Origin of the sequence: Pseudomonas sp. BF-RE-21 (genome assembly GCF_019947305.1) — a bacterium.
GTDB lineage: Bacteria > Pseudomonadota > Gammaproteobacteria > Pseudomonadales > Pseudomonadaceae > Aquipseudomonas > Aquipseudomonas migulae.
The window spans coordinates 24,400-37,187 of record NZ_JAGYGF010000036.1; the positions used below are offsets into that span (position 1 = coordinate 24,400).

Here is a 12,788-nt window from a genome sequence, read left to right on the forward strand (position 1 = left end):
GAGAGAGGCTTTACCCATGCACAATGGGTAATACACAGAGAGATGCGCCGACGGGATTCGTTGCCTGCCTAACCTTCAGCTGCTAACATTTGCGACAAGATTAGTCGGAGATCCAAATGTCTCTTTACAGCGCTGGCGTTGAGTACGGCATTCATTGCCTGATTTTCCTGGTGGGCAATTGCGGCGACACCCGTGAGGCAAGCGTGCGTGACCTCGCAGAACTGCAAGGCGTGCCACTGGACTATCTGGCGAAAATTTTCACCAAACTGGCCAAGGCAAAACTGGTGGTCGCCACTGAAGGCGTGCGCGGCGGATTCAAGCTGGCCCGGCCCTCCGACGAAATCAGCGTGCTCGATATCGTCAATGCCATCGACGGCCAAAAGCTGATTTTCGATTGCCGGGAAATTCGCGGGCGTTGCGCCCTGTTCGAAGGTTCCGCCCCGGATTGGGCGGTGTCAGGCCATTGCTCGGTCCATGCGGTCATGATGACGGCGCAGAAACGCATGGAAGATGCCCTCGCCCAGCAGACCATCCTGGATCTCGCCAGGAAAGTCGGACGAAAGGCGCCCTCGGAGTTCAGTGCTCAGGTTGATAACTGGATGAGTGATCGCCGGGACAAGAAAAGCGCTGCCCCGGCCGCTGACGAACAGACCATTGTGGTTACCAACATTTGAAATGTGTTTGGCGACTGACGCCATCGCCAGCAAGCCGGCTCCTACAGGAAATTGCGGTGTCCTTGTAGGAGCCGGCTTGCTGGCGATGGCGATCCATCAAACGCCGCTATAAACAGTCCCGAACCGCCTGACGCAGTGCGCCTGACTTGGCCCATGGCGGCCCTTGATACAGCGAAACCCGGCTGCCGTCTTTCGATTTCACGATATCCAGAATTTCGTCGGCCGTGATGATGCTCGGCGCCTTGATCCGGTAGCCATTGGAAATCGGCGTTTGAGTCGTATTGGAAATCTCTTTCTGCCACGCCGGCAATACGCAGGCGGCATACTCCTTCGGCGCCTTCTCACTGTATTTGCTGACATTCGGCTCACCCGGCACCAGCGACGCAGGCAAGGAGCACCCCGCCAGTAACGCCACCACGACTCCCGCAATCAACGTCCGCATGACGCCCCCCTATTCAAAAAAAAGGAAATGTAGCGCGTCGTCTTGCAGACATCCATTCATTGAGCCTTTCTCAGCGTTTTTCGGTGCTCTGGCCGGGATGCGCAGCGGGCCGTTCGTTCAGGAAAGTCATCCATCGTTCATACGCTTCGTGCTGCCATTGAGTGACCCGCTCCCATTCCGGGCCGCTGAGTTGATGAGCGGAAATCAGCTTCATCATCTCCGTGGTCGCCGCGTCCAGATCGACCATCAGCTCATGCGCGTGAACCCTGAAGTCATCGGTCGTCGTCATTTGAAATTGCCTCGCCCCGGCGGAAATTCGCCACTTCAATACGACAGCAAATCTTTTCGCTCGCGTGCATCTTCCCGACCAAAGGCAGCATTGGCAGTTCGGACGAACAAAACGCCCTGTCCAGGGAAATGGGACTAAAATTTCGTAGCAGAGGTTTTCTGGAGATCGTCATGTGGCTCAACGAATCTGAAAACGAACTTCGACGTGACCTGCAAAGCGTTGCATCGGACCTGAGGTGGTCGGCGGTCGAGCTTTTGCGCCTGGCAGACCAGTTAAAGCTGTCTGGCAATGATGTCGATGCGCAGGCGGTGCTGAGGCTGTGCGACCTGTTTCAGGGCGACGAACAGCGATTGGCAGGCTATGCCGAAGAAGTGAAAGCCAAGGCCATCAGTCGCAACAAAGCTCACTGAACAGGAGCGCGGCCATGAACAAGCCTTTATTCGCGCTGGTTGTCGTACTGGCAGCGCTGGCGGGCTGCAGCACTGAATCACGCCTCTATGGCGACCTCCCGTTGGTCGCCAAAGTCGAGACCGGAATGAGCAAGGATCAGGTCGAGCAAATCGGCGGGCCGCCTCACACCATCACCGAACGCACGGCTGTGCCTGGCACTTGCTATGACTACAAGCTGACGAAAGCCGGCCATCAACAAGCGTACAACGTCAGTTTCGATAACCGGGGCAAGGTCGACCACACGAGCTTCATCACCTGTGCGGAATGGAGCCGCCTGCAAACAAAAGCCAGGGAGTCTTCCCATAGCACCGGCGGCGGTGGCGGCGGTTACTGAGCCAAAATGAAAAGCCCCGGAAAAAACCGGGGCTAGAAGCGTTTTACTTGACCGTCGTCTGGTTGCTCGCCGGCCTTTTGGCCCGGGATTTGTAACCGGGAAGTGCCGCGGCAAAGGCCAGTGCCTCTTCCCGGCTGGCAAAAGCGCCCAGTTGGTCACCTTGGGTGCACACCCGCCATGGGCCATTGCTCACGCTAAGTACGTCATAACCGTTCATGTGCATCTTATTCAGCATCGGAACGCTCATAAGTCACCTCCATTTTCGGTACTGATGTCCAGGATTGACCTGCCTACCTTACACCCGCCCTTTGCCGAGGTGCCGACCAGACGTCGCGACAGGATTCCGCCATTCGGTTGCACTTTCAGCCCCTGTGAGACCTCTAACCAGCCAAGAGGCCCGTGCAGCCTTGGGCGGCCTGAATATTGCATTTTTATTACTGATTTATGACAGCAAGCACTCAGGTAACACATGAAAGTACGCGCAACCGTCATTTGTGAGCAGGACCGGCACGTTCTCCTTGTGCGCAAGCCAAGGTGTCGCTGGACGTTGCCCGGCGGAAAGGTCGAGCCCGGAGAAACCGCGGCAGGCGCCGCCATGCGTGAACTTCAGGAAGAGACCGGGCTTGGGGTCGACGACATGCTGTACCTGATGCAACTGGAAACGGGCGGCACCCGACACCACGTTTACGAGGCGTCGGTGCTCAACTCGTCCAAGGCCCGACCGCAAAATGAAATCTTCGACTGCCTGTGGTATCCGCTGGACGCCGTGCAGAACCTGAAAACCAGCGACGCCACGCTGCGAATCGTCAGAGCGTTTCAGCGTCGCCTGTAAGGTGGGTCAGGCCTTGGCCACTGCCGTTGCCGCCTTGTCGATAAACGCCGCCACTTCGACCGGCATCGAGGCAAGGGAGGCGTGACTGGCGTGCAACGTCAGGATCTCTTTGGCGTTCAACCGCCCCGCCATCCACTGCTGGTTTTGCGGCGCGATCATCCGGTCGTCGGTCGACACCTGATACCACGACGGTTTGCTCTTCCACGCCACCGTAGTGATCGCATCGCCAAACGTGCCGGCCAAGGGGGCTTTTTGGGTGATGCCCATAACCAGTCCTTCGGTTGCGGGCAGGTCCTGGCAGAAGCTTTCGTGGTAACGCTCCGGTCTGACCCACAAATAACCATCACTGTCGGGCGCCAGGTTTGCGGCGGCAGCGGGCGGATGCCGTTGAGTGATGGCGCCGGGACTTTCACCTGCATCCGGCGCGAACGCGGCGATGTACACCAGACCCACGACATTCGCTTGATCGCCGGCCTCAGTGATGACCGCACCGCCATAGGAATGCCCCACCAACAGCACCGGCCCCGCCTCTTGCGCGACCATTTTGCGCGTGCGCTCGGCATCATCGGCCAACGACGTGAGCGGCATCTCGACCGCGCGGATGCGGGTGTAGCCCTTTTTCAGCAGTTCGGCGATAACCTTGTTCCAGTGGGCGGCACCGCCCCAAAAACCATGGACCAGCACGATCGTGGGTTTTTCACTCATCACGTTGACTCCGTTTGATGGGGTTGTTGGCGAACGCTGTCAGCCCTGGTCGCCACCACCCACCGGCATGATCATGCCGGTGATATAGGACGCTTCGTCGCTGGCCAGAAACAGAATAGCGCCTGCCTGCTCATCCAGCGTGCCATAGCGCTTCATCAAACTGCTGTCGAGCGTCTGGTCGACGATCTGCTGGTACCACACTTTTTCTTCGGCGCTCTGTTCGGCGCTGTTGCGCGGAATCACTCGCGGCGGCGCTTCAGTGCCACCGGGCGCCGTGGCATTGACCCGCACGCCACGACCGGCGGTTTCGAACGCCAGGCACGCGGTCAGCGCATTCACCCCGCCCTTCGCCGCACCGTACGGCACACGGTTGATGCTGCGCGTGGCGATGGACGAGACGTTGACGATGGCGCCGCTGCCCTGCTCCAGCATGAACGGCAGCGCGGCATGGCAGCACCATAACGTCGGGAACAGCGAGCGGCGGACTTCGGCCTCGATCTGCTCGGCTTCGTAGTGTTCGAACGGTTTGGCCCAGATCGTCCCGCCGACATTGTTGATGAGGATGTCGAGACGACCGAAGCGCTCGACGGCGGTTTGCATCACCCGGTTGCATTCGCCGTACTGCTCAAGATCGGCAGTCAGCGCGAGCACTTGGCTGTCCTTCCCCAATTGCTGCTGCACTTCAAACACCAGCTCGGAGCGGTCGACCAGAATCAAGCGCGCCCCTTCCGCCGCCATGCGCTCGGCAACACGCCGGCCGATGCCTTGGGCGGCACCGGTGATCAACGCGACTTTTTCGTGAAATCTGTTCATACCTACCTCGAATCGAAAATCGCTCTCGACCTGTAGGAGCTGGCTTGCCAGCGATGGACGCACAGGCACCGCATTAATCCTGTAAAAACGCGTTATCGTTAACGTCCATCGCTGGCAAGCCAGCTCCTACAGGGGGACGTGGTCACTCAGGGTTATGCCGCGCTGGCAGCGAACTTCTCGTAGTAGAAATTCACCGGCGCAATGCCTTGCTCGCGAATGTATTGGCTGACCGCCTCGACCATCGGCGGCGGGCCGCACAGGTACACATCGACGTCGCCCTCGTTCAAGTGTTTGGGCTCGATGTGCTGGGTCACGTAGCCCTTGAGCGGGTGCAGGCTGTCGGGGCTGGCGACGCAGGCGCTGAAGCTGAAATTCGGGATTCGCGCGGCGAAGGCTTCCAGCCGATCCATTTCCACCAGGTCGAAATCGTTGGTCACGCCGTAGATCAAATGCAGCGGATGTTCACTGCCCTGCTCGGCGATTTTTTCCAGCATCGCGGTGAATGGCGCAAGCCCCGTACCACCGGCCAGCAGCAACAACGGCCGACGGATGTCGCGCAGATAAAAACTGCCCAGCGGCCCGGCCAGGCTCATGCTGTCGCCGGCCTTGGCCATGCCGGTGAGGAAGCTGCTCATCAAACCGCCAGGCACATTGCGGATCAGGAAACTGACCTCGCCGTCGCGCTGCAACGAGCTGAACGAATAAGCGCGGGTCTGCTCGCTGCCGGGAACCCCGAGGTTCACGTACTGCCCTGGCAGGAACGCCAGTTTGCTCAGCGCATCGCCCTTGATCGACAGTGCGATGGTGCTGTCGGACAACTGGCGCACGGCGCTGATAGTCGCTTCAAAACTGGCCTGCTGGGTGCGGCAGACTTCCGAAGAGGCCGGCACCCGAACCACGCAATCGCTCTGGGCGCGCATCTGACAGGTCAGGACAAAACCCTGCTCGGCTTCCTCCGCCGTGAGCGCGTCTTCGATGTATTCCTCGCCCAGGTCGTAGCGGCCAGCCTCGGCGAAACACTTGCACGTGCCGCAGGCGCCGTCGCGGCAATCCAGCGGAATATTGATGCCTTGGCGATACGCGGCATCGGCCACGGTTTCGCCGGCATTGGCGTCGATGAAACGGGTGACGCCGTCTTCGAAATTAAATGCGATGGAATGAGTCATGACGGCCGCCTCACAGGTGGTAAACATCGATGACCTGGCGAACGTAGTCGTTCTTCAGGATCACTTTCTTGGCCTTGATCAGCGGGTTTTCGCCGCGCATATCGAGGGTGTAGAAACTGCTGCCGAAATAGCTGTCGACGGTCTTGTAGCGAAAGCTCAAGGTGTGCCAGTTGAAGCGCACCTTGCACAGGCCGTCCGACTGTTCCAGCAGCTCGATGTTGCTGATGTTGTGCGAGGTGCGGGTGTCCGGCACGGTGGCGCTGGAACGCTCGGTCTTGATACGGAAGATGCGGTCTTCCAGACCCGTGCGGTTGCCGTACCAGATCAGCGAAATTTCCCGTTGCGGGTCTTCAGTCAGTTCGTCGTTGTCGTCCCAGGACGGCATCCAGAACGTCGCATCCGTGGCGTACAACTCCAGCCATTCGTCCCATTGCCGGTCATCAAGGTAGCGCGCTTCGCGGTAGAGGAAGTCGCGCACGGATTCATAGGTGATGGTCATTACACGGTCTCCACGGCAATCAGCTTCGATTGCTCGGCAGCCAGAGCCTTGAGCATGGTTTGCTGCCAATACTTGTGCTGCAACACGAACAGGCCTTCGTCCTCGGTGCGCACACCGCTGAGCAACGGATGCAGGTCAATTTCCTTCGCCGCCTCATCGGCGCCTTCGACCCAGTGCTCGGCGCCACGGGACATGTCGTTCCAGGCGGTCACGCTGCCCTGGTAACCGGTCTGGCAGGAGCGAAACTCTTCCAGATCGTCCGGGGTGGCCATGCCGCTGACGTTGAAGAAGTCCTCGTACTGACGAATCCGGCTCGAACGGGCGTGATCGCTTTCGCCTTTGGGGGCGATGCAGTAAATGGTGATTTCCGTGCGGTTGACCGAGATCGGCCGGGCGATGCGGATCTGCGAGCTGAACTGGTCCATCAGGTACACGTTCGGGTACAGGCACAGGTTGCGCGAGTTTTCGATCATCCAGTCGGCGCGGGCCTTGCCGAAGTCCTTGGCCAGCTCATCGCGACGTTCGTACAGCGGACGGTCCTCGGGGTTGGCCCAACGGGTCCAGAGCAGCATGTGGCCTTTGTCGAACGAGTAGAAACCACCGCCCTGCTTGGCCCAGCTGCCGGCGCTCATGGTCGGGTTGGTGTCGCCGGCCTCGCGCTGTTTGCGCTGGTTCTGGGTGGCGGCGTAGTTCCAGTGCACCGAGCTGACGTGGTAACCGTCGGCGCCGTTTTCGGCGGTGAGTTTCCAGTTGCCTTCGTAGATGTAGCTGGACGAACCGCGCAGCACTTCCAGGCCGTCGGCGGACTGGTCGACGATCATGTCGATGATCTTCGCCGACTCGCCCAAATGCTCAACCAGCGGCACCACATCAGCCTTGAGGCTGCCGAACAGGAAGCCGCGATAGGATTCGAAACGGGCGACTTTGGTCAGGTCGTGGGAGCCTTCACAGTTGAAGCTCGACGGGTAGCCGGCCGCTGCCGGGTCTTTGACCTTCAGCAGTTTGCCGGAGTTGTTGAAGGTCCAGCCATGGAACGGGCAGGTGTACGAGCTTTTGTTGCCGGACTTGTGTCGGCAAAGCATCGCACCACGGTGACTGCAGGCGTTGATGAAGGCATTGAGCTCACCGTCCTTGTTGCGCGCGATGAAGATCGACTGGCGCCCCATGGTGGTGGTGTAGAAATCGTTTTTGTTGGGGATCTGGCTTTCGTGCGCCAGGTACAGCCAGTTGCCTTCGAAGATGTGTTCCATCTCAAGGTCGAACAGCCGTGGGTCGGTGAACATCTCGCGCTTGCAGCGGTAGATGCCTTGTTCTGGATCGTCCTCAAGCAGGGATTGAAGATATTCGGGTCGCAGGGTCATGGCCGCCGCCTCCATTGTTATTGTTCAGGCAAGGCTCATGCTAGGACGGGGCAATGGGGTGGACTATCCGCTGGGTGCAGACCTTTATCCGTTTAGTGCAAAGACCGATGTAGGAGCCGGCTTGCCGGCGATCGACGCAACGCGGTGTGCCAGACACACCACCATTCTGTAGGAGTCGGCTTGCTGGCGATTCAGGCGATGCGGCGTGTCAGATAGACCGCGTCGTTTGAATCGCCAGCAAGCCGGCTCCTACAGTTCGTGGTGTACCTGCGATCACTCGCGGCGTTTGAGGGTGTCCGACGGTAACTCGCCGAACTGTTTGCGGTAGTTGTCGGAGAATCGCCCCAAATGCAGAAACCCATAATCCATCGCCACTTCCGTAACGTTACGCACATTACAGGTCGGGTCGCTCAAACAGGCATTGATACGCTCCAGACGTTTCTGCCGGATGTAGTTTTTCGGCGTGGTGCCGGCGTTGCGCTCGAACAAGCCATACAGTGAACGCAGGCTCATCCGTGCCTGACGCGCCAGTTCTTCACTGTCGATGTCCTGCTTGAGGTGGCGTGCGATGTAGTCGGCAATTACCTCGAACGTGGCCGTCTGTGAGCCGAGGTTGATGCGGCTGACGTTGGTCTGCATCAGGCTGAGCATCTTGCTGACGATAATCTGTGCGTAATGCTCCTGCACCTTGGGAATCTGCTCGGTGGCCTCGGCTTCCTGGCAAATCATCGCCAGCAACCCGACAAACCCTTCGAGTTCATTGAGCTGGTAACGGTTCTCCAGAAACCGCACGCCCTGCCCCGGATAGCGCCAGCGCTGCTCGTCGCACACGGACTCAAGCAACGTTGTGGGAACTTTGAGGATGAATTTTTCGCAATCGTCAGAGTACGTCAGGTCCACCGGATCGTCGGGATTGATCAGCAGCAACTCGCCGGGCGCGAAGTAATGTTCCTGGCCGTGCCCGCGCCACAGGCAGTTGCCACGCAGCAACACTTGCAGGTGATAGATGCTTTCCAGTGCGCCCGAGGTGACCCGCACGCTGCCGCCATAGCTGATGCGGCACAGGTCGAGGCTGGCAAACTTGCGATGATTGAGACTGGCCAGGGGTTGCCCGGCGCGCGGCATCAGGATGCAATGATTACCGACATGCTGATTGACGTAGCCCGACACCGCGTACGGGTCGGCATGGTCGAATACGGAGCTGCGCTGACTCAACAGTTGCGCTTGCATCATCGGGTCACTCTCGTTGTTTTTATGGGGTGCGACGGGTCATTCTAAGGCAGTGCTTGCGGCGGTGTGTCAGTTGATCGACATGTGGAATATTCTGGCCCTTTCGCGAGCAAACGAACGTCGCCCGGCCCTTCCCACATTTTGACCGTAGTCCCACTGAAGAAACACGGTCGAATGTGGGAGCGGGCTTGCTCGCGAAGGGGCCATCAGCTTCAACATCAATGTTGACTGACACTCCGCTTTCGCGAGCAGGCTCGCTCCCACAATGGTCCCACCGTTATAGAGATCAGTCCTCCAGAGCGCGAACCCGCTCGTGACGCTGCTGCTCTTGCGGCTGGGCGGACGACTGCAAGGTGAAATCGAATTCGATCTCGGCAAAACGACCGCTGACGCCATGCGCCGCTGCGCGTTGTTGATCATCGCTAAAGGTGATTTTCGCGATCAGCTCGTCACGGGTGGCATAGGCAAAATCGTCGTGCAGGTATTGATCGCCGTCGAGGTTGATCTGGGTGGTCAGGTGACGATGATCCGGCGCCGAGATGAAGAAGTGCACGTGCGCCGGACGCTGGCCGTGACGGCCCAGTTGATCGAGCAGTTGCTGGGTCGGACCATCCGGCGGGCAGCCGTAACCCGACGGCACAATGCTGCGGAAACGGTAGCGACCTTCGGCGTCGGTGACGATGCGTCGACGCAGGTTGAATTCGGATTGCGTGGTATCGAAGTACGAATAAGTGCCGCCGGTATTGGCGTGCCAGACATCCACAATCGCACCGGCCAACGGTTCGCCGGCGGTATTGAACACACGGCCCTGCATGAACAGCGTCACACCCGGATCGACGCCATCATCGAGACGCGCTTCACCTTGGGACAACGGCGCACCGGCCACGTACAGCGGGCCTTCGATCGTGCGCGGCGTGCCGCCAGCCTTGCCGGCCTGTTCGTCTTCGGCGTCCATCAGCAGGTCGAGGTAGTGTTCCAGGCCCAACCCGGCCACCACCAGTCCAGCCTCCTGGCGCGCACCCAGCACGTTGAGGTAATTGACGGCTTTCCAGAACTCTTCCGGGGTCACGGCGAGGTCTTCGATGATGTTCACCGAATCACGCAGGATGCGGTAGATCAGCGCTTTGGTGCGCGGATTGCCGGCATCGTTGTGCAGGCCGCTGGCCTCTTCGAGAAACTTCTGGGCTTTGGCAGTGTGGGAAATTTTTACGTTCATTTTATGGGTTCCTCATCTTGTAATTATTAGCGTGGCGAACTGAACAGGCCAGGTTCAGCGGTCATCCTCGCGGATGGAAGAAGGATGCCGGCACATCGCGGTGACTTCGATCGCCATGTACGGGTACAGCGGCAATTGCATGAGCAAGTCGTGCAGCTCTTGAACGCTGTCGACATCGAACACGCTGTAATTGGCATAGAGCCCGGCAATGCGCCACAGGTGACGCCACTTGCCTTGATCCTGCAGACGCTGGGCCAGGGCTTTTTCGTCAGCCTTGAGCTGCGCGGCGCGTTCGGGGTTCATGTCGACCGGCAAATTCACGGTCATCTTTACGTGGAACAGCATAATGCTCTCCTCAGGCTTGATGAATGGCAGTGGATGTCTTGTCGCGACGGAAAAACGCCAGGCGTTCTTCATCGAGGTTCAGGCCCAGCCCAGGGGTTTTCGGCACGTGCAGCTCGAAATCGCGATAGACCAGCGGCTCGCTGAGAATGTCTTCGGTCAACAGCAGCGGGCCGAACAGCTCGGTGTCCCACGCCAGTTTGTTCAGCGTGACGAAGGCATGGGCCGAAGCCAGCGTGCCGATGCCACCTTCGAGCATGGTGCCGCCGTACAGGCCGATGCCCGCCGCTTCGGCAATCGCGGCGGTTCGCAGCACAGCGCGTGGGCCGCCGTTCTTGGCGATCTTCAGGGCGAACACCGAAGCCGCACCTTCTCGGGCCAGGTTGAACGCATCTTCCACGCACTCGATGGATTCGTCGGCCATGATTGGCGCCGGGCTGATGGCGTTCAGGCGCGCCATGCCCGAGCGGTTATTGCGCGAAATCGGCTGCTCGATCAGGTCGATGCCGTTGCTGCCGAGAATCCGGCAGGCGCGCAACGCGACGGCTTCATCCCAGGCCTGATTGACATCGACCCGCACGCTGGCGCGATCGCCGAGGGCTTTCTTGATCGCGATGACGTGGGCCAGATCGCGATTGACTTCGCCGGCACCGATTTTCAGTTTGAAGATGCGATGGCGGCGCAGGTCGAGCATTTTTTCCGCTTCGGCGATGTCCTTGTCGGTGTCACCGCTGGCCAGGGTCCAGGCCACTGGCAGCGCATCCCGAACGCGGCCGCCCAGCAGTTCGCTGACCGGCAGGCCAAGGCGTTTGCCCTGGGCATCGAGCAACGCGGTTTCGATACCTGACTTGGCGAAGGTGTTGCCACGGATGCTGCGCTCCAGGCGCAACATCGCAGCGTTGACGTTGGCGCTGTCCTGCCCCAGCAGCAGCGGCGCGAAGTGCCGGTCGATGTTGGTCTTGATGCTGTCCGGGCTTTCATTGCCATACGCCAGGCCACCGATGGTGGTGGATTCGCCAATGCCTTCAATGCCATCGGCGCAGCGCACGCGAATGATCACCAGCGTCTGGTTCTGCATGGTGTGCATCGCCAGCTTGTGCGGGCGGATGGTCGGCAGATCGACGATGATCGTCTCGATCGATTCAATGGCAGTTGCAAGCATGTCGATACCCGTCAGGTTCTTAAAATTCTGGAACCGATTCTGGTACGGCTTTTTTCGGGAAGCCAATATAGAATTGGTCTGACTTGATACCTTTAAGGTATGCAAACTGCTTTGCGGAGGCCTCATGGAACTGCGTCACCTGCGGTATTTTCAGGTGTTGGCTCAAACCCTCAACTTCACCCGCGCCGCCGAACTGCTGCACATTGCCCAACCGCCACTGAGCCGACAGATTCAGCAACTGGAGGATGAACTCGGGGTGTTGCTGCTGGATCGCGGACGGCCGCTGAAGCTGACCGACGCCGGACGGTTTTTCCATGAGCACAGCACTGCCCTGCTGGAGCAACTGGGCAAGGTCTGCGACAACACGCGACGCATCGGCCTGGGGGAAAAAACCTGGCTGGGGATTGGTTTTGCGCCGTCGACACTCTATGGCGTGCTGCCGGAACTGATTCGCCGTTTGCGCAGCGGCGAGCCTCTGGAGCTGGAACTGGGCCTCTCGGAAATGACCACGCTGCAACAGGTGCAGGCGCTCAAGGCCGGTCGGATCGATATCGGTTTCGGCCGCATCCGCATCGACGACCCGGCCATTATCCAGACGGTGTTGACCGAAGACCGGCTGGTCGCCGCCCTGCCCGCCGGTCATCCGCTACTGGCCGGGCCGATCAGCCTGCGCGAACTGGCGAAGGAACCTTTCGTGCTGTACCCCGGCAACCCGCGCCCCAGCTACGCCGACCATGTGATCGGGCTATTCGAATCCTATGGCGTCAGCATTCACGTGGCGCAGTGGACCAACGAACTGCAAACCGCCATCGGCCTGGTGGGCGCAGGAATCGGCGTCACCCTGGTGCCGGCCTCGGTGCAATTGCTGCACCGCGACGACATCGGCTTCACGCCGCTGCTGGAAGACAATGCGACCTCGCCGATCATCCTCAGCCGACGCGTGGGCGACGTGTCGCCAGGGTTGAATCATTGTTTGTGGATGATCGATGAATTATCGCCGCAACAGCTGAACGCTTTGTAGGAGCCCGGCTTGCTGGCGATGGCGCCCGCGAGATCGCCATCGCCGGCAAGCCGGCTCCTACAAATTGCGGGCGTGTTCGGGGTTGAGGGTTTACGCAAAACCTGTAGGAGCCCGGCTTGCTGGCGATGGCGTCCGTGAGATCGCCATCGCCGGCAAGCCGGCTCCTACAGATTGTGGGGGTGTTCGGAATTGAGGATTTACGCAAAACCTGTAGGAGTCCGGCTTACTGGCGATGGCGTCCGTGAGATCGCT

17 protein-coding genes are annotated in these 12,788 nt (G+C 59.6%); 5 read left to right on the forward strand and 12 right to left on the reverse strand.

Annotation, left to right across the window (positions count from 1 at the left end):
- Positions 1-116 precede the first annotated feature (116 nt).
- The gene (locus KGB25_RS20690) at positions 117-674 is read left to right on the forward strand and encodes an RrF2 family transcriptional regulator (RefSeq protein ID WP_192229247.1); all 558 of its coding nucleotides are present in this window, start codon (positions 117-119) and stop codon (positions 672-674) included.
- Positions 675-780: 106 nt separating this feature from the next.
- Here the strand turns inward: KGB25_RS20690 and KGB25_RS20695 are convergent, their stop codons facing one another.
- Both KGB25_RS20695 and KGB25_RS20700 read right to left on the reverse strand, forming a co-directional pair.
- On the reverse strand, positions 781-1,116 hold the full coding sequence (locus KGB25_RS20695) for a hypothetical protein (protein ID WP_008044852.1): 336 nt from the start codon (positions 1,114-1,116) through the stop codon (positions 781-783).
- A 70-nt stretch (positions 1,117-1,186) separates the two neighbouring features.
- Entirely contained in the window at positions 1,187-1,405 is a 219-nt protein-coding gene (locus KGB25_RS20700) for a hypothetical protein (RefSeq protein WP_008044853.1), read from the reverse strand.
- Between the two features lie 170 nt (positions 1,406-1,575).
- Between KGB25_RS20700 and KGB25_RS20705 the strand changes: the two genes are divergently transcribed.
- Both KGB25_RS20705 and osmE read left to right on the forward strand, forming a co-directional pair.
- Complete coding sequence (locus tag KGB25_RS20705) at positions 1,576-1,815, forward strand: hypothetical protein (RefSeq protein WP_008029106.1); 240 nt, start codon at positions 1,576-1,578, stop codon at positions 1,813-1,815.
- A gap of 14 nt (positions 1,816-1,829) precedes the next feature.
- A complete protein-coding gene (osmE, locus tag KGB25_RS20710) occupies positions 1,830-2,189 on the forward strand; it encodes an osmotically-inducible lipoprotein OsmE (RefSeq protein WP_008044854.1) in 360 nt (119 codons plus the stop codon).
- Between the two features lie 43 nt (positions 2,190-2,232).
- Here osmE and KGB25_RS20715 read toward each other — a convergent pair whose 3' ends face one another.
- Positions 2,233-2,436, reverse strand: coding sequence for a hypothetical protein (locus tag KGB25_RS20715; protein ID WP_008029102.1), 204 nt, complete (start codon positions 2,434-2,436; stop codon positions 2,233-2,235).
- Between the two features lie 222 nt (positions 2,437-2,658).
- Between KGB25_RS20715 and KGB25_RS20720 the strand changes: the two genes are divergently transcribed.
- Entirely contained in the window at positions 2,659-3,021 is a 363-nt protein-coding gene (locus KGB25_RS20720; protein WP_032832890.1) for an NUDIX hydrolase, read from the forward strand.
- 6 nt (positions 3,022-3,027) lie between these two features.
- Here KGB25_RS20720 and KGB25_RS20725 read toward each other — a convergent pair whose 3' ends face one another.
- From KGB25_RS20725 to KGB25_RS20765, 9 genes are all read right to left on the reverse strand, one after another.
- Entirely contained in the window at positions 3,028-3,726 is a 699-nt protein-coding gene (locus KGB25_RS20725; protein WP_223436481.1) for an alpha/beta hydrolase, read from the reverse strand.
- Between the two features lie 39 nt (positions 3,727-3,765).
- A complete protein-coding gene (locus KGB25_RS20730; protein ID WP_008029096.1) occupies positions 3,766-4,539 on the reverse strand; it encodes a 1,6-dihydroxycyclohexa-2,4-diene-1-carboxylate dehydrogenase in 774 nt (257 codons plus the stop codon).
- A gap of 152 nt (positions 4,540-4,691) precedes the next feature.
- Complete coding sequence (gene benC / locus KGB25_RS20735; protein ID WP_223436483.1) at positions 4,692-5,705, reverse strand: benzoate 1,2-dioxygenase electron transfer component BenC; 1,014 nt, start codon at positions 5,703-5,705, stop codon at positions 4,692-4,694.
- 10 nt (positions 5,706-5,715) lie between these two features.
- On the reverse strand, positions 5,716-6,204 hold the full coding sequence (benB, locus tag KGB25_RS20740) for a benzoate 1,2-dioxygenase small subunit (protein WP_223436484.1): 489 nt from the start codon (positions 6,202-6,204) through the stop codon (positions 5,716-5,718).
- Positions 6,204-7,565, reverse strand: a complete 1,362-nt coding sequence (gene benA, locus KGB25_RS20745) for a benzoate 1,2-dioxygenase large subunit (protein ID WP_207286245.1) — start codon at positions 7,563-7,565, stop codon at positions 6,204-6,206. Before benA ends, benB begins: the two co-directional genes overlap by 1 nt.
- A 273-nt stretch (positions 7,566-7,838) precedes the next feature.
- Positions 7,839-8,798, reverse strand: coding sequence for an AraC family transcriptional regulator (locus KGB25_RS20750; protein ID WP_008044866.1), 960 nt, complete (start codon positions 8,796-8,798; stop codon positions 7,839-7,841).
- A gap of 283 nt (positions 8,799-9,081) precedes the next feature.
- Complete coding sequence (gene catA, locus KGB25_RS20755) at positions 9,082-10,011, reverse strand: catechol 1,2-dioxygenase (RefSeq protein ID WP_008029084.1); 930 nt, start codon at positions 10,009-10,011, stop codon at positions 9,082-9,084.
- 54 nt (positions 10,012-10,065) lie between these two features.
- Positions 10,066-10,356, reverse strand: a complete 291-nt coding sequence (gene catC, locus KGB25_RS20760) for a muconolactone Delta-isomerase (RefSeq protein ID WP_008029082.1) — start codon at positions 10,354-10,356, stop codon at positions 10,066-10,068.
- A 10-nt stretch (positions 10,357-10,366) separates the two neighbouring features.
- Positions 10,367-11,515, reverse strand: coding sequence for a muconate cycloisomerase family protein (locus tag KGB25_RS20765; RefSeq protein WP_192229235.1), 1,149 nt, complete (start codon positions 11,513-11,515; stop codon positions 10,367-10,369).
- A gap of 124 nt (positions 11,516-11,639) precedes the next feature.
- Between KGB25_RS20765 and KGB25_RS20770 the strand changes: the two genes are divergently transcribed.
- A complete protein-coding gene (locus tag KGB25_RS20770) occupies positions 11,640-12,536 on the forward strand; it encodes a LysR family transcriptional regulator (protein WP_223436486.1) in 897 nt (298 codons plus the stop codon).
- Positions 12,537-12,788 lie beyond the last annotated feature (252 nt).